This is a genomic window from Nonomuraea sp. NPDC005650 (assembly GCF_040605375.1).
GTDB lineage: Bacteria > Actinomycetota > Actinomycetes > Streptosporangiales > Streptosporangiaceae > Nonomuraea.
On sequence record NZ_JBEXCR010000007.1, the window covers coordinates 150,870 to 175,729 of the forward strand.

Below are 24,860 nucleotides of genomic sequence, written 5' to 3' on the forward strand. Positions count from 1 at the left end.
CCGAAGGCTGCTGCTGGTATGGCGCCTGGGGCTGCTGCTGGTACGGCGCCGAAGGCTGCTGCTGGTATGGCGCCTGGGGCTGCTGCTGGTACGGCGCCGAAGGCTGCTGCTGGTATGGCGCCTGGGGCTGCTGCTGGTACGGCGACGGCTGGGCGTAAGGGGCCTGGGGAGTCTGGGCCGGGCGGCCGTTGGCGGCGCGTTGCGCGAAGCGGACCTGCTCCCTCCTGCGGCGCTCGGCCAGGACGGCGCTCAGGTACGCGTGCGGCGGCGCCCCCGCGGGTGCCGTGGGCGAGACGAAGGACGCCACCTGGGTGGCGATCCGCACCCCCATCTCATGCTGGATCTGCGGCGACAGGTCGTGCCACCGCGACAGGTACTGCCGGGCCGCCTGCGCCACCTCGTCGGGGAGCTGGGAGAGCTCCAGCGTCGCCGCCCAGGCCGCCAGCGGCGGCGGCATCACGATGAGCTGCCCGGAGTCGCGCGGCGCCCGCTCGGAGATCACGATGGTGCCGGCGAAGACGTCGCCGAGCCGCTTGCCCCGCTGCGAGACCAGCGACGCGATCAGCGCGGGCGCCCCGGAGAGCATCCAGAACTCCACGACCCCGGCCAGGCCGCGGAACAGCGCCTGCCTGAAGCGCTCGGGGCTGCCGTCGTCGCTGACCACCCGGAGCCCGAGCGCGAGCTTGCCGAGGCTGCGCCCCCTGCTGAGCGACTCGAAGATCACGGGATAGCCGACCAGGACCAGCACCACGAACACGATCATCGCGGCCCCCAGCATGGCCGAGTCCGAGATGACCGAGAATGCGCCTAAGATCGCGTAGGCGGCGATCAGCACCGTGAACTGCACGGCCATGTCGATGACGACCGCCAGCGCGCGCGAGGGCATCTGGGCGATCCGCACTTCGACGACGACCGCGTCGCCGGTCACAACCTCAGACATATGTGGAGCCTAACGGCTATGTGCTGGTGTTAGAGCGGCCAGAATGTTCGGGTGGACATCGATGCGTTCGTCACAGCACACCGCCCCGTATGGGACCGGCTCGACCACCTCGTCAAGCGCCGCTCGTCGCTGACGGGTGCCGAGGTGGACGAGCTCGTCGACCTCTACCAACGCGTGTCCACCCATCTGTCCATCGTGCGCTCCTCGTCCAGGGACGCGATGCTGACCGGGCGGCTGTCGGCGCTGGTGGCCCGGGCCAGGTCGGCGGTGACCGGGGCGCACACGCCCGCCTGGCGGGAGCTGGTGAGGTTCTTCACGGTGTCGTTCCCCGTGGTGGCCTACCGGGCACGGTGGTGGTGGCTGGGGAGCACGCTGGCGTTCATCGCGGTGGCGTGGGTGATGGGCGCGTGGGTGGCGGCCAACCCCGACGTCCAGGCGACGATCGGCTCGCCGGACGAGATCGCCCAGCTCGTCGACCACGACTTCGCCGACTACTACTCCGAGCACCCGGCCGCCTCCTTCGCCAGCCAGGTGTGGGTGAACAACGCGTGGGTCGCGGCGCAGACGATCATCTACTCGGTGCTGCTCGGCCTGCCGATCCCGTACGTGCTCTACGTGAACGCCGCGAACGTCGCCGTCTCCGGCGGCCTCATGGCCTCCCGCGACAAGCTGGACATCTTCTTCGGCCTGATCATGCCGCACGGGCTGCTGGAGCTGACCGCCGTGTTCCTGGCGGCGGCGGTCGGCATGCGGCTGGGCTGGACGGTCATCGACCCCGGGCCCCGCAGGCGGGTGGAGGCGCTGGCCGAGCAGGGCCGGGCGGTGATGAGCGTGGCGCTGGGGCTGGTCGTGGTGCTGTTCGTGTCGGGCCTGATCGAGGCGTTCGTCACGCCCTCCGGGCTGCCGACGTGGGCGCGCGTGAGCATCGGCGTGCTCGCGGAGGTGGCCTTCCTGATGTACGTGATCGCCTTCGGCCGCCGCGCCCTGCGCCAGAACGAGACCGGCGACCTCGAACGCGCGCCGGACGTCGCCCCGACGGCCTGAGCCCGACCGGCCCTGGGAACTGCCTCGGCCCTCAGAGCCGTCCGGCCGCCTTCAGCGCCAGGTACGCGTCCGCGAGCGCGGGGGCGATGTCCTCCGGAGGCGCGTCCACGACCTCCACCCCGTGCCGCCGCAGCCGGGCCGTGATGCGCCTGCGTTCGAGCTGGGCGTGCTCGGCCGCCGCCGCGTCGTACACTTCCTCGGCCGACGCCCGGCGCCCCGCCATCGCCGCCACCCGCGGGTCCGACACCCCCGCCACCAGCACCAGGTGGCGCGAGGAGAGCTGGGAGAGCACCGGCATGAGCCCCTCGTCGAGGGCCGCCCCGTTGAGGTCGGTGAGCAGCACGACCAGGCAGCGCCGCTTGGCGCGCGACAGGATGGCCGCCACCATGCCCTGCGAGTCGGCCTCGATCAGCTCCGCCTCGATCGGTGCCATCACGTTGACCAGCGACGACAGCAGCTCGGTCCGCGACGCCCCGCCCACCCAGGCGCGCACCGCCCGGTCGTAGGCGAGGAAGTCGACCTGGTCACCGGCCCTGGCGGCCAGCGCGGCCAGCAGCAGCGCGGCGTCCATCGACCAGTCGAGCCGCGGCCAGCCGGGCGCCGGGCGCGGATCCGGCCGCACCAGAACCCCGCCGCCGCCCGCGGTGGCCCCGGACATGGGGATGGGCGCGTCGCCCACCCGGCCCGCCGAGGTGCGGCCGGTGTCGAGCACGATCAGCACGCGGCGGTCGCGTTCCGGTCGCCAGGTGCGCACGACCACGTCGTTGCGGCGCGCCGTGGCCCGCCAGTCGATGGAGCGCACGTCGTCGCCCACCACGTACTCCCGCAGCGAGTCGAACTCCGTCCCCTGCCCGCGCACCAGCGCCGGGTGCTGGCCGTCCAGCTCGCGCAGCCGGGCCAGCCTGGACGGCAGGTGCTTGCGCGACAGGAACGGCGGCAGCACGCGCACCGACCACGGCGCCTGGTGGCTGCCCTGGCGGGCGGCCAGGCCCAGTGGCCCGACCGAGCGCACCGTGACCGCCACGGACGAGCGGTCGCCACGTCTCGTCGGGGCGAGCGTCACGACGATCTTGCGGCGCTCGCCCTTGGGCACGTCCAGGTCGGCGACGCGCGGCGTGGCACCCGCCGAGGGCGGCCAGGCGTCCCGCAGCACGCCGCGCACCCGCCTGGGGCCCAGGTTCTCGACCATCAGCTCGACCGTGGCCCGCTGGCCGAGCCGTACGAGCGTGTCGCCGGAACGGTGGAACCTCAGCGGGCGCACCGCGCCGGCGAACACCAGGTCCGCCACGATCGCGGCGGCCAGCAGCAGGCAGACCCCGGCCAGCGCGGCCCCGGGCCGGGGCGCGAGCAGCACCACGACGATCCCGATCGCCGCGACCAGCCCGGCGCGTCCCGTGAGAGCCATCAGCGCGGGACCGGGACGGAGGCCAGGATGCCGTCGAGCAGGCCGTCGGCGGTCGCGCCCTCCAGCTCGGCCTCCGGCCGGAGCTGGATCCGGTGCCGCAGCGCGGGCCTGGCCAGCGCCTTCACGTCGTCGGGAGTCACGTACTGGCGCCCGGACAGCCACGCCCACGCCCGCGAGGCCGCCAGCAGCGCCGTGGCCCCACGCGGCGAGACGCCGAGCTGCAGCGACGGCGAGTTTCTGGTGGCGCGGGCCACGTCCACGATGTAGCCGAGCACCTCGGGCGCCACGTGCACGTTCGAGACCGCCTCGCGCCCGGCCGCCAGGTCCTCGGCCGTGGCGACGGCCTTGATCTCGCTCAGGTCGCGCGGGTCGAAGCCGCGGGCGTGCCGTTCGAGCACCGAGATCTCCTGCTCGCGCGGCGGCAGCGGCACCGTCAGCTTGAGCAGGAACCGGTCGAGCTGGGCCTCGGGGAGCTGGTAGGTGCCCTCGTACTCGACGGGGTTCTGCGTCGCGCACACCACGAACGGGTCGGGCAGCGGCCGAGCCGAGCCCTCGACGCTGACCTGACGCTCCTCCATCGCCTCCAGCAGCGCCGCCTGGGTCTTCGGCGGGGTGCGGTTGATCTCGTCGGCGAGCAGCAGGTTCGTGAACACCGGGCCCTCGCGGAACTCGAACTCCGCGGTCTTCGCGTCGTAGATCAGCGAGCCGGTCACGTCACCCGGCATCAGGTCCGGCGTGAACTGCACCCGCTTGAAGTCGAGGGACAGGGCGGCCGACAACGTACGCACCATCAACGTCTTGGCCACGCCCGGCACGCCTTCGAGCAGCACGTGCCCCCTGCACAGCAGCGCGATGACCAGCCCCGTCACCACCGCGTCCTGGCCGACCACGGCCTTGGACACCTCGGCGCGCAGCGCGCCCAGCGCCTCCCTGGCCGAGTCGCCGTAGCCCGTGACGCGGAACGTCTCCTCAGAGTTCACTGACCTGCCTTTCGATGAAGTCCAGATATCCGGCCAACCCGACGAGCCCGGCGTCGTCCGCCGGCGGCGGCCCGTAGAGCGCCGCGCCGACCTGCTGAGGGTCCTGGCCGGTGCGGGCGGCGAGCGCCGCGACGACCTCGTTCGGCCCGGCCCCCGAACCGAGCCCCAGCCTGGGCGTGAGCCGGTCGATCGTGCCCTCGCGCAGCGACTCCGCCGCCCGTTGCCGCGCGCGCCTGGCCCGGTAGAGCCTGCCGCGGCCTTCGACGGTCTCGGCCGCGCGCACGATGACGGGCAGCTTCTCCGTCACCACGGGGCCCAGCCGCCTGCCCCGCCAGAACGCCGTGACGGCCAGGGCGATGAGGGACATGTAGACGGTCCAGCGGATGCTCTCGGGCATGAGGTCGTACATCGATTTGCCCCGCTCGCCCGGCAGCTCGGCGACGGGCGGCGGGGTCTCGGGGCGGACCAGCCAGGTCACGGGCCTGCCGGTGCCGATCAGGTTGAGCGCGAGCGCGGCGTTGCCGTCCTCGGCCAGGCGCTGGTTGGTCAGGAAGCCGCCGTCGCCGACGACCGTGGTCACGCCGCCCGCCTGCGGGAAGCTGACCAGCGTGTATCCGTCGCCGGCCGGGTAGCAGCCGGTGGCCCCTGAGGGGCCCGTGAAGACGGCGCCGCCCAGGTAGGCGCTGCCCGCGGCCGTGGCGGCGGGCAGCGCGCACTCGGGCTCACGCGAGCGCGTGCGCGCCGGGGCCTGCTCGCTGCGCACGCCGGGGGCGAGGGCGTCGAGGCCGGGGACGTCGCCGACGATCAGCCGGTCGCCCTGGAGCCGGGCCAGGGTGTATTCGTCGAAGTACGACATGTCGGTGATCAGCAGCAGCCGGTTGCCGGTCGCGGCCTTGGCGGCGGCGGCTTCGACGGAGTCGACCCGGTCCACCGCGACGCCCCGCGACCTGAGCACCTCGGCCAGCGCCTTGGAGCCCGCCAGGGTGGTGTCGTCGGGGTCCAGGGCCCGCGACGGGCCCGACTCCGGGCCGAACAGGACGCCCGCGACCGCGACGAGCACGACGATGAGGCCGAGCAGGGCGATGATCCGGCTGCCGCGCCAGGTGGAGCGCGCGGTGGGGGAGGTCGAGTAGGACGGGCCGCCCGCGGGCCGCGTGAGGACGCTCATGCCGTCCCACCCGCCCCGGGCCGCTCGCCCGAGGCCGTGCCGACCGGGGTCCAGGCCGTGGCCGCCGCGCCGGCCCCGACCGGCACCGGCCGGGCCTGGCGGAGCTGCTCGTCCAGGTCGGTCATCGTCTCGTACGCCTCCCGCGTGCCCGGCACCCCGCCGTACGTCACGTCGTCGAACGACCGGGCCGCCGCCGCCAGCCTCGTGGCGAAGCCGGGCAGCGAGAGGGCCGCCTCGCGGGTCAGCTCGTCGGCCGTGCGCCCAGGCATGCCGTCGACCAGCGCGCGTTCCTCCAGGTCGCGGGCGATGGCGCGGAGCCGTTCCTGGACGGCCTCGGTCCAGCGCTCCTCGGCGGCCAGCCCGGCGGCCGCCGCCCGGTGCTCGGCCGCCGTCATCACCCGCTCCCCGAACAGCCCGCCCACGGTGAGCGCGTTCTTGCGGGTGGCCTTGCGGAGCTGCCACGAGATCAGCACGATCAGCGTGAGGAGGACCAGCACGATGATCACGGAGGCGATGATCCCACCGGCGGTGCCGCCGCCCGCGGCCCTGTCCACCAGGTCGCCGAGGAACTGCATGACCCGCCGGTAGATCAGGTCGGGCCACGACTCCTTCTCGTACGCAGGTCTGAGGAGCTCCTCCGCGGCCCGGCGCGCGGCCTCCTCCCTGTCGATCGGGCTCACGGCCTGGCGGAGTTGGAGGGGTGCCAGAGCTCGTCCGCGGAGGCGTGCACCCATCCCTGGCGCTGCTGCTCGATGGCCGCCGTCTGCAGCACGAGGTCGAACGCCTCACTGCGCATGCGCCGGTCGGCGTAGAGCAGCCCGGCGACCCCGGCCTGGAACGGATAGGTGAGCATCGAGGCGAGCGTGCCGCCGGCGGCGATGAGCACGGCCGACACGACGGTGCTGACCACCGAGCCCCCGCTGAGCATGCCGAACAGCGTGCCCGCCAGCGTGAAGGGCACCGACAGGACGCCCGCCACGAGCCCGACCAGCAGGGACGTGAGGAGCAGGATGCCGAGGACGCGCCAGAAGTCGCCGGTCACCAGGTGCCACGAGCGCCGCATGGCGTCGATCGCCCCTCTGCCCTCCAGCACCACGATGGGCGAGGCGAAGGCGAAGCGGGTGGTGAAGAACAGGTAGTAGCCGAGGTAGGCGATCATGAACAGGAAGGCCAGCGCGAGGATCAGGCCGACCCCGTCGGAGGGGACGTTCATCGCGACCACCACGATGAGCAGCACGATCACGACCAGCGGCACCACCATGATGACGGCCATCAGGCCCACGACGCCGAACAGCGCGGGCACCCTGCCCTTGACCAGCCGCCACGCCTCCCCGGCCGACAGGTTGCCGCCGAAGACGGCCCGGCCGAGAATCCGGGTCAGCACGCCGGTCAGCAGCGTGACCACGACGAACTGGACCACGTAGGAGACGAGCGTGCCGCCGTACTGGGCGGCGACGCCGGTGAGCTGGCCGGAGGTGGTGGCCATGCTCTCGGGGTCGGTGAGCGAGCCGCTCATGGTGTCGAGCACGAACGCCTGGCCGACGGCCAGCGGCACGGCGGCGAGCAGGGCCGCGACGGCCGACAGGCCGAGCACGGCCTTCGGGTTGGACCGGATCAGCTTGATCGTGCCGTCGAGGATGTCGCCGAGACCCAGCGGGCGCAGCGGGATGATCCCCGGTCTGAGCGCCGGCTGGGGCGGCGCGTAGCCGTAACCGGGCTGAGGATGTGGATAGGGCGGATAAGGTGTTTGGGGCCCGGGTCCCAGTGGCTGATGTTGCTGAAGGGGCTCCCCGTACGGCTGCGCGCTCGGCTGCCCGTAGGGCGTCTGCTGCGGCGCGCCTGGCGCGGTCCACGGGGAGGCCTGCGGGGCGCTGTAGGGCGGGGGCTGTTCGGCCGACCAGCCTGATGGCGTCTCGGGCGGGGGACCGTGACCGTCTGACATATCCCAATCCTGGCATGCTGAACGGGGCATTGGTGTCGCTGAGCGCATTCGCCGTCGCATCAAGCCCGTATTCCATGGCGAATCCAGCCGAGGTTCACGTCCAGGGGATGGCCGAAAGTTGCTCTGTTACCGCAGACTTGAGATTGCGGTCGCGGGGGGCGGACCTAAAATTCGCCTTTTGCATGGCTCATGTCACACTCATGGGCCGACCAAGGGTAACCTTCAGCGATCGTGCGGGTATGTCCCACAATGCGTAGAACGAATGAGGGGCCATGAAAGGTCGCGTGCTGGTCGTCGATGACGACGCCGCTCTCGCCGAGATGCTTGGGATCGTCCTGCGAGGGGAAGGCTTCGAGCCGTCTTTTGTCTCCGACGGCGACAAGGCCCTCGATGCGTTCCGGGATACACGCCCGGATCTGGTACTGCTCGACCTGATGCTACCGGGGGCCGATGGCATCGACGTCGCACGCAGGATCAGGGCTGAGTCGGGGGTTCCGATCGTGATGCTCACGGCCAAGAGCGACACGATCGACGTCGTTCTCGGGCTGGAGTCCGGGGCCGACGACTACATCGTCAAGCCGTTCAAGCCGAAGGAGCTCGTGGCCCGGGTGCGCGCGCGGCTTCGCCGCACCGACGAGCCGACCCCCGAGATCCTCCAGATCGGCGACATCACCATCGACGTGGCGGGGCATTCGGTCAAGCGGGGCGAGGAGACGATCAACCTCACGCCGCTGGAGTTCGACCTGCTGGTCGCGCTGGCCCGCAAGCCGCGCCAGGTGTTCACCCGCGAGGTCCTGCTGGAGCAGGTCTGGGGCTACCGCCACGCGGCCGACACGCGGCTGGTCAACGTGCACGTACAACGGCTCAGGGCCAAGATCGAGAAGGACCCCGAGCACCCCGAGATCGTGGTGACGGTCCGCGGCGTCGGCTACAAAGCCGGCCCCGCCTAAGCCGCGCCTCGTCCTGCCGTGCCCCCGGCGAAGAAGAAACGCTTCCGCCGACGGACATTCCGCCAGATTCTAGGCGGCGTTCGCCGGCGGGTGCGCCGTGCGGCGGGCAGGGCACGGAGCGTGTGGAGGCGGTCGCTCCAGCTCCAGGTGGTCACCAGCACGCTGGTGATCTCCGTGATCGTGGTTGTCGTGCTGGGCACGTTCCTGTCCGAGCAGATCAACCGGTCGGTCGTGCAGAGCAGTCAGCGCTCCTCCGCCAGCGAGGCGTTCGCCGACCGTCTCCAGATCGCCGACGCGCTGGCGCCCGAGGCCGACGATCCGGGCAAACCCGCCGACAGCGGTAAGAAGGGCTCGGCCAACCCGCTCGACGACGTCATGGACATCGTCACCGGATCGGGTGAGAACGGCTCCAAGAAGCGCTACGACGTGCTGATCCTCAACGAGACGACCCCGGGCCAGTCGCGGGCGTCCGGGGGCGTCGTGCCGTCGAACGTGCCGGAGAGCCTGCGGCACAACGTGAAGAAGAAGACCGTCGGGTCCATCGAGAAGATCAAGTTCGCCGGCGAGAGCCAGCCCAGGCTCACCTACGTGGTCGGCGGCACCGTGCACGTGCCCTCCACCGGCCAGAACTACGAGGTCTACCACTTCTTCCCGTTCACGGACGAAGAGGGGCTGCTGTCCAACGTCCGGCTGGCCATCGTCGTGGTCGGCCTCGGGCTCGTGCTGCTGCTGGCCGCCATCGCGTACCTGGTCGCCCGCCAGGTCGTCACCCCGGTGCGGCTGGCGCGCCAGGCCGCCGAGCGCCTGGCCTCCGGCAAACTGGACGAACGGCTCAAGGTTCGCGGCGAGGACGACCTGGCCCGCCTGGCGAACTCGTTCAACGAGATGGCCGCCAACCTGACCCTGAAGATCCACCAGCTGGAGGAGCTCTCGCAGGTCCAGCGGCAGTTCGTCTCCGACGTCTCCCACGAGCTGCGCACCCCGCTGACGACCGTGCGCATGGCCGCCGACCTGCTCTACGACGCGCGCGAGGACTTCGACCCGATGGCCTCCCGCTCGGCGGAGCTCATGCAGGCCCAGCTCGAACGGTTCGAGTCGATGCTGGCCGACCTGCTGGAGATCAGCCGCTACGACGCCGGCGCCGCCACGCTCGACCTCGACCCCGTGGACGTGCGCGACGTGGTGCTGCGGGCCATCGCCGACTCCGAGGCGCTGGCCGAGCGGCACACGACCCGCTTCGAGCTCCGGCTGCCGAACGAGCCGTGCATGGCCGAGATCGACAACCGCAGGGTCGAGCGGATCCTGCGCAACCTGCTGTTCAACGCCATCGAGCACGGCGAGGGCAGGGACATCGTGGTCACCGTCGGCGCCGACCGCGACGCGGTCGCGGTCGCGGTGCGCGACCACGGGATCGGGCTGAAGGGCGGGGAGGACACGATGGTGTTCGACCGGTTCTGGCGGGCCGACCCGTCGCGGGCGCGCACGATCGGCGGCACCGGACTCGGGCTGGCGATCTCCCGCGAGGACGCCACGCTGCACGGCGGCTGGCTGCAGGCGTGGGGACAGCCGGGGGAGGGCTCGCAGTTCAGGCTGACGCTGCCGAGGACGGCCGGCGCCGATCTGAAGGGCTCCCCGCTGTCGCTGGTGCCGCCGGAGATCGAGATGCGACGTACGTGGCGCACGGCCATGACGCCGGTGCTGCTGCCGGCCTCGGCGGACGGGACCGGCCATGACGAGGACTAGGCGGCTCGGCGCGGTGATCGCGATCATGGTCGCCGTGGCCTGCGCGGGCACCGGTTGCACCGTGATCCCCGTGACCGGGCCCACCACCGTCAACGAGGCCGGCAGCGGCGACCCGCTGAGCAAGCCGTTCCACCGCATGATCGCCCTTCCGCCCGACAAGTCCTGGAACGAGGAGCAGACGATCAGGGGCCTGCAGGCGGCCATGGCCGCCTACGCCGACGACCCGACCGTCCTGCCCCAGTACCTGACCCCGGAGGCGCGGGCGAAGTGGAGCGCCTCGGGCCCGGTGACGGTGGTCGACGACGCGTTCGAGGTCGTTCCTCCCCCTCAGAGTGACGAGCTGGGGCCGGTGGAGAAGGTCATGCTCAAGGGCCGGTGGGTGGCGCGCATCAACGAGGACGACTCGTACGCCCCCACCGAGGGCCAGTGGGACGACTACTCCGTCGAGCTCGTGAAGTCCCAGGGCGGCGGCTACCTGGTCAGCAGCCTGCCCAACGGGCTGCTGCTCACCAACTCCGACGTGGCCCGCGCGTACCGGCCCACGAACCTCTACTACGTGAACGGCAACAGCCCGAACACGCTGGTCGTGGACCGCGTACGCCTGCGGCTGAAGCCGACGGAGACGTACGCGCAGACCATCCTGGAGCGGCTGCTCAAGAGCCCCACCTCGGCCCTGCAGGGGGCGGTGACGACGAGCTTCCCGTCCGGCACCAAGGTCCAGTCGATCAGGTCCGGCGAGGACCGCGTGGTGATCAACCTCTCCGGCCCTCTCGACCCCCTTGACCTGAGCGCCGAGGACTCCCTGCGGGCGCAGATCAGGTACAGCCTCAACAAGAACGAGATCGCCAAGGGCCGCGTCATCGAGATCCAGGTGGACGGGGAGTCCTACTCCGTAGACCGGCCCGACTCCGACGACGACTGGCTGGACGCCACCAGCGACACCGCGTACTACATCAGCAAGGGCGCCGTCCACTACATGAGCAAGGACGGTCCCGCGGGCTCCGTGCCGGGTCCGGCGGGGGAGGAGCGCGAGGGCTTCCAAGACTTCGCCCTCTCCAAGGACGGCGGGTACGTCGCCGCCAGGACCTCGACCGGCATCTCGGTCGCCGCGCTGACGCAGTCGGGGCGCTGGCAGGAGGTCATGAAGGGCGAGCTGACCCCGCCGACGTGGCACCGGGACGGGTCCCTATGGACCTACGACCAGAGGAACTCCGCCCTGCTCCGGTACGACCCGATGAGCGGGAAGGGGCCCCAGCGGATCTCCTCGCCCAAGCTGACCGGCCTGGACGTCACCCGGCTCAGGATCGCCAGGGACGGGGTGCGGGTGGCGATCACCACCGGGCAGAACACGGTCCAGATCGGCGCGCTCACGGGCGGGGCGGCGGGGATCATGCTGGGCAACGTCCATGCCCTGACCACCATCGAGGGCGGCACCAGCATCATCGACGTGGCCTGGGGGGATGACGAGCATCTGCTCGTGCTGGTGAGGAGCAAGGCGGGGCAGGTGCTCAACGAGATCAACGTGGGGGACGGCGAGATCGAGGGGGTGCCCTTGAAGGAGCCGCTCGTGTCGGTGGCGGCGGTGAACGACCGCGTGCTGGCCGAGGCGAAGACGGACAAGAGCAACCAGATCATGGAGCTCAGCCAGGACCGGCAGTCCTGGACCACCAAGATCGAATCCGGCGCCAGCACCCCACTCTTCCCCCTGGGCTGACCACCGGCGACCATCCCCGAGCGACGTTTCCACCCGCAGCCACCACCCGCCCGCGACCGGCTGCCCGCGCGGAAATTGTCGGTCGCGGGCGGCATCCTGGCACGCGTGCTGACCGCCGTGCTCGACCTCGTCCTCCCGCAGTCCTGCGCCGGGTGCGGCGCCGATGGCGGGCGGTGGTGCGCGGGCTGCCATGCCGAGCTCGTGGGCGCGCCCGCCAGGCGGTTGCCCGAGCCCGTGCCGGGCGGCCTGCCCGACTGCTGGTCCGCGGCGCCGTACGAGGGCGCGGTGCGCAGGGCGGTCGTGGCGTACAAGGAGCGGGGCGCGGTGGCGCTGGCAGGGGTGCTGGCGGAGGCCGTGGCGTTCACCGTCGTGACGGCGGCGAACGGCGCGAAGGCGCCCTGGGCCGGCGGGCGGTTCGCGGTGGTGCCGGTGCCGAGCGCGCGGCGGACGCGCCGGCACCGGGGCCACGACCCGGTCGGGCGGCTGGCGGTGCTGGCGGCGGGGCAGTTGCGGGCATGGGGCATGCGGGCCGAGAGCTGGCCGGCGCTGGGCCAGGCGAGGCGGGTGGCCGACCAGGCGGGGCTGAGCTCCGCCGAGAGGAGCTCCAACCTCGCGGGGTCACTCCAGGTGCGGCGGGCCGCGAAAGGCGCTCCAGCGGGCTGTGCGGTGCTCCTGGACGACATCGTCACGACCGGGGCCACCCTGGTGGAGGCCGCCAGGGCGCTGAGCTCGGCCGGGGTCGAGGTGCCGCTGGCCGCGACCGTGGCCGCGACACGCCGAAGATCTTGAAAAGGATTACGGTTACGGTGCGTAAAGAAAGATCCAAATCGCTATCCTCACCTGGAGGCCACATGTCACTTCCCCCAAGGTGGCGGTGGGGCTGCTCAGTGGGCGGGAGCCCCATCCTCATAAGGGTTGCCGATCGGTTAAATGGGGCATTTGGGAGGCCATGAGGACCTCGGGAAAATCACGGTACGTGATCCTTTGGCCGATCCTCCGGCTGACATTCGCCCAGGATGCGGATAGCGTTCTGACATGGCACCCGTTCGGGTCCGTGGTTGCGCAGAGTCGGTGTCCCCGGCTCTGCTAGCCGATGCCAGCCGCAGGCAAAACGGTCCACGTAAGGCGACTCTTTGTCGACCGATCACGGTGCGGCTTAGGGATAAGTCCTGCCTTCCCGAGGGTCCAGATGTCCCTCGTCAGAAGAGAAGGGCAGTAGTGGCAACAGAGCTGCGAACCCCTCAGCAGGCGGATGTGGGGTCGAAGACCAGGTCGGCCGGGCGGGTGCCAACCGAGTTCCCGGTGACGCAGAGTCGGAAGAGGGTAACGGTGACAGAAAGGCAGACAGAAGACCCCGTCCGGCAGGCACGTCGTCGGGCGCTCTTGCTCAGTCGCTAGACCGAAGGGGGGCTGTTGCATGGACATCATCGTCAAGGGCCGGCACACAGGAGTGAGTGATCGGTTCCGTGACCAAGTGACGACCAAGCTGGCCAGGATCGAACGTCTGGACAACAAACTCATCCGAGTCGACGTGGAGGTGTCGAAAGAACGCAATCCACGCCTCGCCGACCAGCGCGAGCGCGTCGAGCTCACCATTCACTCTCGAGGACCGGCCATCCGCGCCGAAGCCTCGGCCGACGACCGGTTCGCAGCCCTCGACATGGCCCTCGACAAGCTGGAAGGCCGCCTCAGGCGGCTGGCCGACCGGCGCAAGGTCCACCACGGCAACCACTGCCCGCCCTCTGTGGCGGAGATCACCGCGACGCTCCCCGACGTCGCCGACCTGACCCCGCGGGCGGCCACCGTCCCCAGCGAGGCCGACGAGGACGAGCAGGTCCAGCGTGACCAGCGCTACGACGACATCGTCCCGATCGAGATGGACGGCGAAGGGCCGCTCATCGTCCGAGAGAAGTTCCACAAAGCGGAACCCATGACCATCGACCAGGCCCTCCTCGAGATGGAGCTGGTCGGGCACGACTTCTACCTGTTCCGTGACAAGGAGAGCGGCCAGCCGTGCGTCGTCTACAACAGACGCGGCTACAACTACGGCGTGTTGCGGCTCGTAGAGCCATGATCGCGCGCTAAAAGATCTTCTCGACCACCCGAGAACCGCGGTACCCGTGCCATCATTGCGGTTCAACGGCTCTGGCCCCCCGACGAGGAGGAGACGTGAGCGAGCTCAGTCAGGTTCAGGTGAGCGAGCGAAGCGAGGCAAAGGCTGTCGCGAGGCGGATCAAGGAGGCCTCGTGACCGAGTCCGGCGAGGTCCGCACGTCGGCGAGCGAGCCGATTCGCGTGCTGATCGTTGACGATCACGAGCTGATCCGGCGAAGCCTGGCTCTCGCACTGGCCGCTGAGCCCGACATCGAGGTGGTCGGCGAAGCGAGCGACGGGCAGGAGGCGGTCGAATTGGCGAACCGCCTCATGCCCGACATCGCGCTCATGGACGTGCGCATGCCGCGGCAGGACGGGATCGAGGCCACGAAGGGCATCAAAGCCTCGGTCCCGAGCACCCGCGTCATCATGCTGACGGTGAGCGACGAGGAGGAAGACCTCTTCGAAGCCATCAAGGCGGGCGCCACCGGCTATCTGCTCAAGGACGTCCAGATCAACGACGTGCCGGCCGCGGTGCGCGGCGTGCACGAGGGCCAGTCCTTAATCAACCCGGCGATGGCCGCCAAGCTCATCAGCGAATTCCAGAACATGAGCCGCAAGGAGTCCGAGCGCCCTCCCCAGCTCCCCGTCCCCCGCCTGACCGACCGCGAGATGGAGGTCCTGCGGCTGGTGGCCAAGGGGATGAACAACCGCGAGATCGCCAAGCAGCTGTTCATCTCCGAGAACACCGTGAAGAACCACGTGCGCAACATCCTCGACAAGCTGCAACTGCACTCGAGGATGGAGGCCGTGGTGTACGCGGTGCGGGAGCGCATGCTGGAAATCACCTAGCCCGCCGAACCCACACCGGCCAGGCCGCGCCACCTCCAAGGGGCTTCCCGAGCTCCGGCGGCCAGGCCACGCCGGGCACACCGCCCGCTCCAGAGCCTCTACTGCCTGGACGGCCGGTGGCGCAGCCAGTCACCGCTGCCCGCCCACCCTGACACCGTCGCACTGGGCCTCCACCAGAACGGCGGCGGGGCTGGGCGTTCACCGGGTGGGCCGTCGGGGTGTTGCCTGAGGGCCATCGGACGGCGCGTGAAGGTCTCGTCGGAAGGCATCAAGCGGCGCTTGGGCATCCCGCGCATCGGGCGTCCGGCTACAGGCGGCTCCACCGGCTTTACCGCAGGCTCAGGCGTTACCCCAGGGGCACCGGAGATGCTCACCGGGCCGTGCTCAGGATGGCGGCGAGCTCGGGCGGATCGGTCCGTTCGACGCGTACGGCGTCGCAGCCCACCCACTCCGCCGCCGACCACACGGCGTCCGCCAGGGCGTCGGCCCACCTGGCGGGCGACAGGCCCGGCTCCAGGTGAAGCTGCCGGATCACCAGCGTGCTGCCCTCGCGGGCCGGATCGACGCGGCCGATCAGCCGGCCCCCCGCCAGCACGGGCATCGTGAAGTAGCCGTGGACCCGCTTGTGCTTGGGGACGTACAGCTCAAGCGTGTACCGGAAGCCGAAGACGCGCTCGGTGCGGCCGCGGTGCCAGATGAGGGAGTCGAACGGCGACAGCAGCGTCGTGCGGTGACGCCCGCGCGGCTCTGACGCCAGCGCCACCGGGTCCGCCCAGGCGTTGGGGGAGCCCGTCTTGCCCGGCCAGCCCGCGACCGTCACCGGCACCAGGCCCGCCGCGCCGCTGCGCAGGGCCTCGTCGAGCATGGTGGCGTACTCGCCCTTGAGGCGGAGGAAGTCGATCAGGTCGGTCCTGTTGGCCACGCCCAGGGACCGGCCCGCGACGGAGGCCAGGCGTACGACGCACTCCTCGTCGGAGAGGTCATCGGCCAGGAGGTCGGCGGGGACCACGCGCTCGGCCAGGTCGTAGACGCGCCGCCAGCCGACGCGGCGGGTGCAGACCAGCTCGCCGATGTCGAGCAGCCACTCCAGGCCGATCTTGGAGTCGGACCAGTCCCACCACGGGCCGCCGTTCTTGGCGCCGCCGACGTCGGAGGTCGTCAGCGGGCCCTGCTCACGAACCTGCTCGAGCAGCTTGTCCACGCCGTCGGGCACCTCGTGCCAGCGGTAGCGCCGCTTGCGGTACGCCTGGCGCCGGAACGAGTAGAGCGGCCAGTGCTCGATGGGCAGGATGCAGGCGGCGTGACACCAGTATTCGAAGCTCTGGGCGGGGTTGTGCCAGTAGGCCCGCTCGATGCTTGGCCTGTCCACCGCGCCCAGGCGGGCGTAGGCGACCAACTCGTGGGAGCGGGCGAGGACCGAGATCGTGTCGAGCTGCACGGCGCCCAGCCTGCGCAGCATCGCATGCGCCCCACCCTTGCGCGCGTCGGCGCCGATCAAGCCCTGGGAGCGGAGGATGATCCGGCGCGCCTCATCGGGGGTCAGATCGGTGGTGCCGGTCATGTCTGCGATTGCGTACGGCGATGCATGCGAGCAATCTAGCGACGCCCACCGACAAAACCCCGTCCGCACCCGGCCGCTCGCCCCCGACCTTCGTGCGCCAGCGCCGCTCACACCCGGCCCGCCATCCGCACTCGGCCAGCCGCTCATCCCGGCCTCCGGGCGCCAGCGTCGCCTGCGCCCGGCCCACCGCTCGCCCCGGCCCCTGGCGCCAGTGCCGCCTGTGCCCGGTTTGGCTTATTGGCGCCCTTGCACTCGCCGGCTCCTTAATGCCACCTGGCTCGCCTGCCGACGTCGGTTGTCCGCGCGCGCCTGCCAGCTGGCACCGCATGTCTGCGCCCCACCTGCCTGCGGTGTCGCGCCAGCCGATCGTCGGCACTGGGGTGTCGTGCGCCAGTGATGGGGGCCCACGCGCGTGGTTCGGGGCGGGGTGCTTGGCGGGGTGTGGCCAAGGTTCGTCCGGCGACCGAGTGAGCCAGGGGCTGCCCGTCACTCCGTGGTCGGCCGGGGCGAGGTACGTCCGCGGTGGGGGTGAGCCCCAGCCGCTCGCTTGGCGCGGCGGCCGGCGCGCGCCTAACCCGGGGCCTGCCTGGCACCCCCTGGTCGGCCGGGACGAGGTCGTCCGGTGCGGGTGTGACCCGGGGTGTTCGTCCTTGCCCGACACGCGCAGCGGGCTTGGCATTACGGGGATTGTGCTCGTCTATTACGTTTGCCGCGTTCGCCATCGTCGAGGCGCTCGGCGTACGGCGTGAATAGCGCGGGAGATGGGAGCCGGCGGGCCGCCCGTGGGGCGGGCGCCCGCCCGGTGAAGCGTGCGTCAGCGGTGATCTTCGGCGTGCATGCCCACGCGCGGCGCGTCGATCACGACATCGGTGAAGATATCGAAGACGAGAGCCAGGACGCCGCCCACGACGAACACTCCGGCGCCGACCCAGACGAGCGTCCAGTTGGCGGCCGTGAGGCCGAAGCCGGCCACCACCGTGCCCACGAGCATCACCGTCACCGCCAGCCACGACGACGCCCGCCCGGCGTGGCTGCCGAGCTCCTCCGAATGCCCCGACTTCTTCCCCTCAACCATGACTAATCCTTCCTTTGCCGGTTATCGCGCTTAATGGTGCGAGCCGGCTCTCAACCGGCATACCCTCTGCCTTGACCCATTCTCCCAGACGAGTGTGGCGCCCTCATCATCACGGTGGCTGTGTCTGGTTGCGGAACCGCCTACGATGTCAACGGGGAAGTTTGTCTCGGCCTCTCCTCCTGGCGGCGCCGCCGGGGTAGACCTGCGAGGAGCTTTACATAAAGTGGCAGCCATTCTCGACAAGATCCTACGTGCCGGCGAAGGTAAGATCCTGCGCAAGCTCAAGCGGATCGCAGACCAGGTCAACTCCATCGAGGACGACTTCACGAGCCTGTCCGACGCGGAGTTGCGTGCGCTGACGGATGAGTTCAAGCAGCGCCATGCAGACGGTGAATCGCTCGACGATCTGCTTCCCGAGGCGTTCGCGACCGTGCGCGAGGCGGCCCGCCGCGTGCTCGGTCAGCGGCCCTACGACGTGCAGATCATGGGCGGCGCCAACCTCCATATGGGCAACATCTCGGAGATGAAGACCGGTGAGGGCAAGACCCTCACCTGTACGCTTCCGGCGTACCTCAACGCGATCTCCGGCAAGGGCGTCCACGTCATCACGGTCAACGACTACCTGGCCAAGCGTGACGCGGACAACATGGGGCGTATCCACCGCTTCCTGGGTCTCCAGGTCGGTTGCATCGTCGCCGGCCAGCAGCCCGACGAACGTCGCAAGCAGTACGAGGCCGACATCACGTACGGCACCAACAACGAGTTCGGCTTCGACTACCTGCGCGACAACATGGCGTGGTCGCTCGAGGAGTGCGCGCAGCGCGGCCACAACTTCGCGATCGTCGACGAGGTCGACTCCATCCTGATCGACGAGGCCCGTACGCCGCTGATCATCTCCGGCCCCGGCGAGCAGTCGGGCAAGTGGTACAACGAGTTCGCCAAGATCGTGCCCCGCCTGCGCAGGGGCGTCGAGGCGAAGAACCCGGGCGAGGAGAGCACCGGCGACTACATCGTCGACGAGAAGAAGCGCACGGTCGGCATCCTGGAGGCCGGTGTCGAGAAGGTCGAGGACTGGCTCGGCATCGACAACCTCTACAAGCCCGAGCACACCCACCTCGTCGGCTTCCTGAACAACGCGCTCAAGGCCAAGGAGCTGTTCAAGAAGGACAAGGACTACATCGTCACCGACGGCGAGGTCCTGATCGTCGACGAGTTCACCGGCCGCATCCTGCACGGCCGCCGCTACAACGAGGGCATGCACCAGGCCATCGAGGCCAAGGAGAGCGTGAAGATCAAGGACGAGAACCAGACTCTCGCCACGGTCACCCTGCAGAACTACTTCCGCCTCTACTCCAAGCTGAGCGGAATGACCGGTACGGCCGCCACCGAGGCCAACGAGTTCCACCAGACGTACAAGCTGGGTGTCGTCCCGATCCCGACCAACCGGCCGATGGTCCGCAAGGACCAGGCGGACGTGGTCTACAAGACCGAGGACGCCAAGTTCGACGCGGTGGTCCAGGACATCAAGGAGCGCTTCGAGGCCGGGCAGCCGGTGCTCGTCGGCACGACCTCGGTGGCGAAGTCCGAGCGGCTGTCCAAGGCGCTCAAGCGCCGCGGAGTGCAGCACGAGGTGCTCAACGCGAAGAACCACGCGCGTGAGGCGTCGATCATCGCCGAGGCCGGGCGCAAGGGCGCGGTCACCGTCGCCACCAACATGGCCGGTCGAGGCACCGACATCATGCTCGGCGGCAACTCCGAGTTCCGCGCCGACCTCGAGCTGCGCCAGCGCGGCCTCGACCCGGTCGAGACGCCGGAGGAGTACGAGAAGGCCTACCCCGAGGCGCTGGAGAAGGCCAGGGCGGCGGTCAAGGCCGAGCACGACGAGGTCACCTCGCTCGGCGGCCTCTACGTCCTCGGCACCGAGCGCCACGAGTCGCGCCGCATCGACAACCAGCTCCGCGGCCGCTCCGGCCGTCAGGGCGACCCGGGTGAGTCCCGGTTCTACCTGTCGCTCGGCGACGACCTCATGCGCCTGTTCAACTCGGCCAGGGTCGAGATGATCATGACCAGGCTGCAGATCCCCGACGACCAGCCGATCGAGTCGGGCATCGTCTCCAAGGCCATCGCCTCCGCCCAGCACCAGGTCGAGCAGCAGAACTTCGAGATCCGCAAGGAAGTTCTGAAGTACGACGAGGTCATGGACCGCCAGCGCAAGGTCATCTACGCCGAGCGCCACCGCGTGCTTGAGGGCGCCGACCTGCACGAGCAGGTGCGCGGCTTCATCGGCGAGGTGATCGAAGGCTACGTACAGGGCGCCACCTCCGAGGGCTTCGCGGAGGAGTGGGACCTCGACAAGCTGTGGAAGGCGTTCGGGGAGCTCTACCCGGTCTCGGTCAGGATCGAGGACCTCGTCGAGGAGGCCGGCAGCCGCGAAGAGCTGTCCGCCGAGCTCATCTCCGAGAAGGTCAAGGCCGACGCGCTCGAGGCGTACGCCAGGCGCGAGGAGGAGTTCGGCCCCGAGACCACGCGCGACCTGGAGCGCCGCGTGATCCTCTCGGTCCTCGACCGCAAGTGGCGCGAGCACCTGTACGAGATGGACTACCTGCGCGAGGGCATCGGCATGCGGGCCTACGCGCAGAAGGACCCCAAGATCGAGTACGCCCGCGAGGGCTTCGAGATGTTCGCCGCGATGCTCGAGGGCATCAAGGAGGACTCGGTCGGGTTCCTGTTCAACCTTGAGGTCGAGGTGCAGGAGAACCCGATCGTCGAGGAGGAGGACGCGGTTCTCGCGGAGACCCGCTCGATCATCGCGCGCGGGCTGCGCGGGCCTGATCGCCCGGCCGAGCTCGAGTACACGGCGCCCGGCGAGCAGGGCGAGGTCGAGCACACCCGCGTCCGCACCACTTCGGCGGAGCGCGCCGCCTACGGAAACGTGGAGCGCAACGCGCCGTGCCCGTGCGGGTCGGGCAAGAAGTACAAGCGCTGCCACGGCGATCCCAAGAACGCGGCCTGACGCTTTCTGAGACCCCCACCTCCTGGTGGGGGTCTCTCTTTTTCCGCCGCTTTTCGCTTTTCTACGCTGTTTCGAAGTCTGTGCAGAGCCATTGGGTGCCTCTCCGTTCGAGGCGTATCGCCAGAACGCGATTGCGGTCGCCGCAGTGCAACAGCAGGCACATCTCCACCGCGCCCTCCCTCGGCTCCTTGACGTGCACGCTGCCGGCGAACGGCGGGCGGCTGGTGTGGATCATCTGTCCCGCCTGGACCAGCTCACGGTAGGCGCGGGCGGTGAGCCTGTCGGCCACTGTCTCCGGCGGGCGGCGGCCCGCGAGGACCTCGGCCAGCGCCTGACCCAGGTGGCGCAACTTGCGCTCATCGGGGATGGCTCCGGGCGGGCCCCATACGAGGGGGTGCGGGTCGAGGGCCAGGGCGCCGTGGTTTTCCGGGGTCGCGATTTCCGGGGTGGGCTGGTCTTCGTCGTACGGGGGTTCGGGGGTGGGGGTGACGCCGATGCGGGGGGTTGTTGACACGCATCCTCCAAATTCTTTGAGCGAAGAAAGAATCGCTATAAGGAGTTTTCGGTCTGGGCTAAGAATACAAATGCCGCCAACTTCTCCCTTGGGCGGATGGGTTTGACCGTCTTTGATGGAGAAGATTTCTGGAAGTTGGATCCCCCTGGGGTGGGGGTGGTGGGGTGTTCCGGGCGTGATTTGTTGGGTTGAGGGTGGCCCAAACCTTTCGGGGCATGCTTTTTCTGGCTTTGTAGTCGTCCCTTAATTGTGGGCACGGTTGGGCTCGCGCCGTTGATCGGCGCCGGGCTCGCCTGCGGGGCTTCTCGCCGATGCGGCGCTTTGGGGTGCGGGTGGGGGTGGGGTGCTTGGGGCGCGGCGTGGCGGTGCTTTGGCGCGCTGTGCGTCTCATAGGGCGGCGTGCGGGTCGCCCGTTGGGTGGCCGGGGCGTGCGGGGAGGCACTGGGGCGCGCGGGGGCGCACCCGTGGTGGGGTGGCCGAGGTGTGTGGGATTGCCCGTGGGGTGGCTGGGGCGTGCGGATTACTCGTGGGGCTACTGGGTGGGCGGGGGCATACCCCGTGGGGTGGTCGGGGGTGAGGGGCTTGCCTGTGGGGCGTCGGGTGTTGGAGTGAGGTTAGGTTTCGCCGGAGTCGACGTCTGGTTCTGGTTCGCGGCCCGGGGTCATGATGTTGAGTTTTCGGATGAGGAAGGTGAAGACGGCGTAGTAGACCACGCCGTAAACGACCCCCAATATCAGGATCCCGGGCAGATTCTCAGTGTTCGACTTGCTGGCGTTCAGGAGCATGTCGAGCAGGCCGGCGGAGAAGCCGAAGCCCAGTTGGCCGCCGATCAGCGTGGTCAGGGCCATGGCCAGGCCGGTCAGGAGGGCGTGCACCACCAGCAGCAGCGGGGCCACGAAGATGAAGGCGAACTCGATCGGCTCCGTGATGCCCGTGACGAACGACGCCAGGGCGGCCGACAGCATGATGCCGCCCACCGTGGCGCGGCGGTGGGGTGGGGCCGCGCGCCACATGGCGAGGGCGGCGGCGGGCAGGGCGAACATCATGATGGGGAAGAAGCCGGCCATGAACTGGCCGGAGTGCGGGGCGCCGCCGAAGTAGCAGTTCCAGTCCCCGCCGAGTACGCGGCCGCCCACTTCGCACTGCGGCACCACGTACCAGACGACGGAGTTGACGAAGTGGTGCAGGCCGAGGGGGATGAGGAGGCGGTTGATCAGGCCGTAGATGCCGGTGCCGATCGGGCCGATGGCGGCCAGGGCCTCGCCGGCGTGGCGGATCCACTCGCCGATCACCGGCCAGAGCCAGCCGAAGACCACGCCGATGAGCAGGGCCACGATGGAGGTGATGATGGGGACGAACCGGCGCCCGCCGAAGAAGGCCAGCCAGGACGGCAGTTTGATGCGGTGGAAGCGCTGCCAGAGCATGGCGGCGACCAGGCCCATGACGATGCCGCCGAGGACCTTGGTCGGGTTCTGCATGCCGTAGTTGATGATCTCCTTGATGCCCTGGGGCTGGGCCTCCCTGATGAGGACGGTGTCCCGGATGTCGGAGCCGAAGAACATCACCTTGGTCACCCGGTCGAAGACCAGGTAGCCGACCACGGCGGCCAGGGCGGTGGAGCCGTCGGCCTTGCGGGCGAAGCCGATGGCCACTCCCACGGCGAACAGCAGCGGCAGGTTCTCGAACAGCGCCGCGCCGGCCGCGGCCAGCACCTCGGCGACCTGGTTCATCCAGGCGAACCCGGCCACGTCCGCCAGGCCGCCCGGCTCGGCGCCGTTGGAGCCGAGCATGTCGGGCTGGCCGAAGCGCAGCAGCAGGGCGGCCGCGGGCAGGGCGGCGATGGGCAGCATGAGGGAGCGGCCCAGCCGCTGGAGCACGGTCATCACGCGAGCGAACGGCGAAGGCCGGGCGGCGGTGGTCTCGTTCACCGGGCGTTCCTCCGAGCCGGGTGAGGCCTCAGCCCCGTCTTACGGGCATTTCCAGGATGGTGCGCAACTGGTAACGGTCCGCACGATACGTGGACACGCCCAGCTCCGCACAGACACCGCCGGCGAACGACCTGCGCTGCAGCAGCAGTACGGCGCCGCCGCGCGGGAGCTTCAGCAGGTCCGCGTCGCTCGGGTCGGCGATGCCGCCGTCGATGGTGAGCTCGCCGGCGTCCATGACCAGGCCGTAGCGGCTCTCCAGAAGCTCATAAAGTGATTTTTCCGACAACTCGTGGGAGCCCAGGTCGGGGGCGAGCTTGACCGGGATGTGTGCCCGTTCGATGGACAGCGGCTCGCCGTCGGCGGTGCGCAACCGCTCGATGAAGTGCACCTCCTCGCCCGGCTGGATCCCCAGCTCCTTGGCGAGGTGCGCGCTGGCCCGCACGATCCGGCGATCGAGGTCGCGCGAGCCCGGGATCATGCCCCGCGCCCTCATGTCGTCGGTGAACGACGTCAGCTGCAGCGCCAGCTCGATCTTGGGCCGGGCGACGAACGTCCCCTTGCCGGGCACCCGGTGCAGGCGGCCCTCGGACACGAGGTGGTCGACCGCCTGGCGTACGGTCATCCTGGACAGGCCGAAGCGCTGGCAGAGCTCGCGCTCGGACGGGATGGCCGCCCCGATGCTGAGCTCGTCGCTGTCGATGAGGTCCAACAGGATCTCGCGGAGCTGGAAATACTTGGGCACCGGGCTGTCCGGATCGATGTGCGCCACGGATCCTCCCCTCGATCGCAGCCATGGCTATGGGCTATGGTTCGTACTGGTCTAGTCCGGACTAGACCACATGTCGCGAAAGACGGTCAAGTCCGCGTCGAAGTCGATCAAGGAAAGAGCCCGAGATGACCACGAAGATGCGCAGCGAGATCGCGGAGCAGCCGGCCGCGCTGCGGGCCACCCTGGACTCCCTGCTGCCGAGGGTCGACGAGGTGAGAGCAGTGGGCGAGCAGGCTCGCCAGCTGCTGTTCATCGCGCGCGGTACCTCTGACAATGCTGCAGTTTATGGGCGATACCTGGTCGAATCACACGCGGGCCGTCTGTGCGCGCTGGCCGCGCCCTCCATCGCCACGACGTACAAGCGCAAGCTGGACCTGGACGGGGTGCTGGCGGTCGCCATCTCGCAGTCGGGGCGCACCGAGGAGATCGTCGAGACGCTGGCCTGGGCCAAGGACTGCGGCGCCAGGACCGTCGGCATCACGAACGGGGGCGCGGACAGCCCCCTCGCGCAGGCCGCCGACGTGGCCCTGTGCACGGTCGCCGGGGAGGAGAAGGCCGTTCCGGCGACCAAGACGTACACGACGCAGCTGGCGGCGCTGGCCGTGCTCGCGCTGGGGCTGGGCGCCGACGTGGACGCGGCGGAGCTGCGGCGGGTGCCCGACGCGGTGGAGAAGCTGATCACCGACCCGGGCGACCTGGAGGCCGTGGTCGAGGGCCTGCTGGACAAGCCGGGCGTGGTCGTGTCCGGGCGCGGGCTGGCGTTCTCGACGGCGCTGGAGACGGCGCTGAAGCTCAAGGAGGCCTGCTACCTGCACGCCATGGGCCTGTCCTACGCCGACCTGCTGCACGGCCCCATCGCCGTGGTCGACGCCGACACCCCGGCGCTGCTGGTCGCCGCCGAGAACAGCCCGACCCTGCCCGGTACGGTCGCGCTGGCCGAGCGGGTGGTGGCCGCGGGCGCGGCGGCGTTCACGATCGGCGGCGGCGACGCGCTCGCGCAGGCGGGCACCGCCGCGCTGAACGGCCCCGACCTGCCCGAATGGGTGGCGCCGATGGGGTTGATCGTGCCCGGGCAGCTGCTCACCGAGGCGCTGGCCCGCAGGCTCGGCATCGACCCCGACGCGCCGCGCGGGCTGAACAAGGTCACCCAGACCGACTGATTAGCCTGG

Annotated in this window: 20 protein-coding genes; 9 read left to right on the plus strand and 11 right to left on the minus strand. The window is 70.1% G+C overall.

Features of this window, described 5'->3' with window-relative positions; all coding sequences use genetic code 11:
- The coding region (locus ABZS69_RS14090; protein WP_355371029.1) for an RDD family protein at nucleotides 1–940 on the minus strand (940 nt) is incomplete at its 3' end.
- 51 nt (nucleotides 941–991) lie between these two features.
- On the opposite strand from ABZS69_RS14090, the gene ABZS69_RS14095 reads away from it, so the two are divergent.
- Nucleotides 992–1,984, plus strand: coding sequence for a stage II sporulation protein M (locus tag ABZS69_RS14095; RefSeq protein ID WP_355371032.1), 993 nt, complete (start codon nucleotides 992–994; stop codon nucleotides 1,982–1,984).
- Between the two features lie 31 nt (nucleotides 1,985–2,015).
- Here ABZS69_RS14095 and ABZS69_RS14100 read toward each other — a convergent pair whose 3' ends face one another.
- The 5 genes from ABZS69_RS14100 to ABZS69_RS14120 are packed head-to-tail and all read right to left on the minus strand — an operon-like array spanning nucleotide 2,016 to nucleotide 7,479.
- Nucleotides 2,016–3,389: a DUF58 domain-containing protein gene (locus ABZS69_RS14100; protein ID WP_355371035.1), complete on the minus strand. Its 1,374-nt coding sequence runs from the start codon at nucleotides 3,387–3,389 to the stop codon at nucleotides 2,016–2,018.
- A complete protein-coding gene (locus tag ABZS69_RS14105; protein WP_355371038.1) occupies nucleotides 3,389–4,369 on the minus strand; it encodes a MoxR family ATPase in 981 nt (326 codons plus the stop codon). Before ABZS69_RS14105 ends, ABZS69_RS14100 begins: the two co-directional genes overlap by 1 nt.
- Nucleotides 4,359–5,537: a DUF4350 domain-containing protein gene (locus tag ABZS69_RS14110; protein ID WP_355371041.1), complete on the minus strand. Its 1,179-nt coding sequence runs from the start codon at nucleotides 5,535–5,537 to the stop codon at nucleotides 4,359–4,361. Before ABZS69_RS14110 ends, ABZS69_RS14105 begins: the two co-directional genes overlap by 11 nt.
- Nucleotides 5,534–6,217: a DUF4129 domain-containing protein gene (locus tag ABZS69_RS14115; protein ID WP_355371044.1), complete on the minus strand. Its 684-nt coding sequence runs from the start codon at nucleotides 6,215–6,217 to the stop codon at nucleotides 5,534–5,536. Before ABZS69_RS14115 ends, ABZS69_RS14110 begins: the two co-directional genes overlap by 4 nt.
- A complete protein-coding gene (locus ABZS69_RS14120; protein WP_355371047.1) occupies nucleotides 6,214–7,479 on the minus strand; it encodes a glycerophosphoryl diester phosphodiesterase membrane domain-containing protein in 1,266 nt (421 codons plus the stop codon). Before ABZS69_RS14120 ends, ABZS69_RS14115 begins: the two co-directional genes overlap by 4 nt.
- A gap of 272 nt (nucleotides 7,480–7,751) precedes the next feature.
- On the opposite strand from ABZS69_RS14120, the gene mtrA reads away from it, so the two are divergent.
- The 6 genes from mtrA to ABZS69_RS14150 all read left to right on the plus strand — a co-directional run bounded on the left by mtrA (nucleotide 7,752) and on the right by ABZS69_RS14150 (nucleotide 14,831).
- Entirely contained in the window at nucleotides 7,752–8,429 is a 678-nt protein-coding gene (gene mtrA / locus ABZS69_RS14125) for an MtrAB system response regulator MtrA (protein WP_043620615.1), read from the plus strand.
- A 120-nt stretch (nucleotides 8,430–8,549) separates the two neighbouring features.
- Nucleotides 8,550–10,172 carry an MtrAB system histidine kinase MtrB gene (mtrB, locus tag ABZS69_RS14130; protein WP_355371051.1) on the plus strand — a complete coding sequence of 541 codons (1,623 nt, stop codon included), beginning with the start codon at nucleotides 8,550–8,552 and terminating at the stop codon, nucleotides 10,170–10,172.
- Nucleotides 10,159–11,886: an LpqB family beta-propeller domain-containing protein gene (locus ABZS69_RS14135; protein WP_355371054.1), complete on the plus strand. Its 1,728-nt coding sequence runs from the start codon at nucleotides 10,159–10,161 to the stop codon at nucleotides 11,884–11,886. Before mtrB ends, ABZS69_RS14135 begins: the two co-directional genes overlap by 14 nt.
- 105 nt (nucleotides 11,887–11,991) lie before the next feature.
- Nucleotides 11,992–12,675, plus strand: coding sequence for a ComF family protein (locus ABZS69_RS14140; RefSeq protein ID WP_355371056.1), 684 nt, complete (start codon nucleotides 11,992–11,994; stop codon nucleotides 12,673–12,675).
- Nucleotides 12,676–13,303: 628 nt separating this feature from the next.
- Entirely contained in the window at nucleotides 13,304–13,960 is a 657-nt protein-coding gene (raiA, locus tag ABZS69_RS14145; protein WP_355371059.1) for a ribosome-associated translation inhibitor RaiA, read from the plus strand.
- 172 nt (nucleotides 13,961–14,132) lie between these two features.
- Nucleotides 14,133–14,831 (plus strand): response regulator transcription factor, encoded by a 699-nt coding sequence (locus ABZS69_RS14150; RefSeq protein WP_355371061.1) that lies wholly within the window; start codon nucleotides 14,133–14,135, stop codon nucleotides 14,829–14,831.
- A gap of 370 nt (nucleotides 14,832–15,201) precedes the next feature.
- Here the strand turns inward: ABZS69_RS14150 and ABZS69_RS14155 are convergent, their stop codons facing one another.
- Nucleotides 15,202–16,392: a crosslink repair DNA glycosylase YcaQ family protein gene (locus ABZS69_RS14155; RefSeq protein ID WP_355371064.1), complete on the minus strand. Its 1,191-nt coding sequence runs from the start codon at nucleotides 16,390–16,392 to the stop codon at nucleotides 15,202–15,204.
- A gap of 814 nt (nucleotides 16,393–17,206) precedes the next feature.
- Nucleotides 17,207–17,467, minus strand: a complete 261-nt coding sequence (locus ABZS69_RS14160) for an HGxxPAAW family protein (RefSeq protein ID WP_355371066.1) — start codon at nucleotides 17,465–17,467, stop codon at nucleotides 17,207–17,209.
- 223 nt (nucleotides 17,468–17,690) lie between these two features.
- On the opposite strand from ABZS69_RS14160, the gene secA reads away from it, so the two are divergent.
- The gene (secA, locus tag ABZS69_RS14165) at nucleotides 17,691–20,480 is read left to right on the plus strand and encodes a preprotein translocase subunit SecA (protein ID WP_355371068.1); all 2,790 of its coding nucleotides are present in this window, start codon (nucleotides 17,691–17,693) and stop codon (nucleotides 20,478–20,480) included.
- Between the two features lie 61 nt (nucleotides 20,481–20,541).
- Here secA and ABZS69_RS14170 read toward each other — a convergent pair whose 3' ends face one another.
- The 3 genes from ABZS69_RS14170 to ABZS69_RS14180 form a co-directional block, all read right to left on the minus strand.
- The gene (locus ABZS69_RS14170) at nucleotides 20,542–20,994 is read right to left on the minus strand and encodes an Rv3235 family protein (RefSeq protein ID WP_355371071.1); all 453 of its coding nucleotides are present in this window, start codon (nucleotides 20,992–20,994) and stop codon (nucleotides 20,542–20,544) included.
- A 614-nt stretch (nucleotides 20,995–21,608) separates the two neighbouring features.
- The gene (locus ABZS69_RS14175; RefSeq protein ID WP_355371074.1) at nucleotides 21,609–22,922 is read right to left on the minus strand and encodes a PTS transporter subunit EIIC; all 1,314 of its coding nucleotides are present in this window, start codon (nucleotides 22,920–22,922) and stop codon (nucleotides 21,609–21,611) included.
- Nucleotides 22,923–22,950: 28 nt separating this feature from the next.
- Nucleotides 22,951–23,691: a GntR family transcriptional regulator gene (locus tag ABZS69_RS14180; RefSeq protein ID WP_355371076.1), complete on the minus strand. Its 741-nt coding sequence runs from the start codon at nucleotides 23,689–23,691 to the stop codon at nucleotides 22,951–22,953.
- Nucleotides 23,692–23,816: 125 nt separating this feature from the next.
- On the opposite strand from ABZS69_RS14180, the gene ABZS69_RS14185 reads away from it, so the two are divergent.
- The gene (locus ABZS69_RS14185; protein ID WP_355371080.1) at nucleotides 23,817–24,851 is read left to right on the plus strand and encodes an SIS domain-containing protein; all 1,035 of its coding nucleotides are present in this window, start codon (nucleotides 23,817–23,819) and stop codon (nucleotides 24,849–24,851) included.
- Nucleotides 24,852–24,860 lie beyond the last annotated feature (9 nt).